Origin of the sequence: Streptococcus sp. 3167, assembly GCF_013277175.1 — a bacterium.
In the GTDB taxonomy this organism is placed as follows: Bacteria; Bacillota; Bacilli; order Lactobacillales; family Streptococcaceae; genus Streptococcus; species Streptococcus pseudopneumoniae.
Genome location: NZ_VMML01000034.1, coordinates 597 through 1,815, shown reverse-complemented (window position 1 = coordinate 1,815; position 1,219 = coordinate 597). Strand labels below are relative to the sequence as shown.

1 protein-coding gene and 2 pseudogenes are annotated in these 1,219 nt (G+C 38.4%); all 3 read right to left on the bottom strand.

Annotated elements, in window-relative coordinates; all coding sequences use genetic code 11:
• Positions 1–96: 96 nt before the first annotated feature.
• Positions 97–725, bottom strand: a pseudogene (locus HT678_RS05775) (IS66 family transposase); the annotation flags it as partial.
• Positions 718–839, bottom strand: a pseudogene (locus HT678_RS11330) (ISL3 family transposase); the annotation flags it as partial. The pseudogenes HT678_RS05775 and HT678_RS11330, both read right to left, overlap by 8 nt.
• A gap of 198 nt (positions 840–1,037) precedes the next feature.
• The coding region (locus HT678_RS11325; RefSeq protein WP_205380478.1) for a hypothetical protein at positions 1,038–1,219 on the bottom strand (182 nt) is incomplete at its 5' end.

The window sequence follows — 1,219 nt, the reverse complement described above, 5'->3', positions numbered from 1 at the left end:
GCAGTTTACCAAGCTTAGCATCGCCTTTCTCCTAAACCTTGGACTGCTATCGCATAGGCAGAACTAGAGGACTAAAGTCCTAAGTTACTGCCGCAACATGTCACAATGCACATAGCCAGAATAATCTCCTAGGAATTCTTGTACTACTGAACCACTTCGACACTGATCATGGTGGTAAAGCCTAATCCCTTGTTTCTCTGATTTTCCAGACAAAAAAGTCCAATAGTAGGTCAGATGGCTATCACTTTCTAAGACCCGATAAGAGGTTTCATCCGCATGAAGAAGAGCTTGTTCTAACAACTTTTCTCGTAAAAGGTTATAAAGGGACTCTAAATAGTATTGACTCGTCTTGATATGCCAATTAGAAATTTCCTTACGTGTGATTGGTAAACCCATCCTAGCCCAATCTTCTTCTTGGCGATAATTGGGTACCTTCAGATTAAACTTCTGATGGATGGTGTGAGCGATTATAGAAGCTGAGCCAAGGCTATGCGCCAAAGGGGCTTTAGGGATAGGAGCTTTCACGATTTTATCACTCGGATTTTTCTCACTGCTTGGCACTTATAAGCGTGTTGGATATGATCTATTCGTTTTAATTGCGCAGGAATAAAGACCAATTCTTGTCCTTGAAGGGTTGCTCCAATCTCTTTTAGATCTCCCTGACAGTCAGGGCAAATACAGTCCTCTAAGCGATGATGAACTTCTTCTGAATCAAATTGGGCAAGATGGAGCCTCATAATCCAGTTTAGCAATGATTTCCTTCTATTAATGATATCCATAATTTGGGCATTAGGATCTTTGATATCGAGTAGTTTTGTGATAAAATGTAATTGTTCCATATGATTCTTTCTAATGATGGTTTGGTTGCTTTTCATTATAGATGATACGGGACTTTTTTCTACAACAAAATAGGCTCCATAATATCCATAGGGGATTTTCCTACTACAAATATTATAGAGCCAAAATCTCCAGCCTAGAGAATTTATGAGGGTCTGAAAGGGTCAGGTATTTATGTTTTGTCATAGTAGAGCTCATTTCTAACTCAAACGTCTCACACTAAATTCCACCATAAAAATCTGTTTTAAACCAATTTCCACTTTGACCAGACTAGGGGGAGTTATCCGAATCATAATTTTAGATAAATATTGGGTAAACATTGGGAAAATACTTGACATATATGTTGTAGAAGAGTATAATGATGGTGATTCAGGTGATTCAG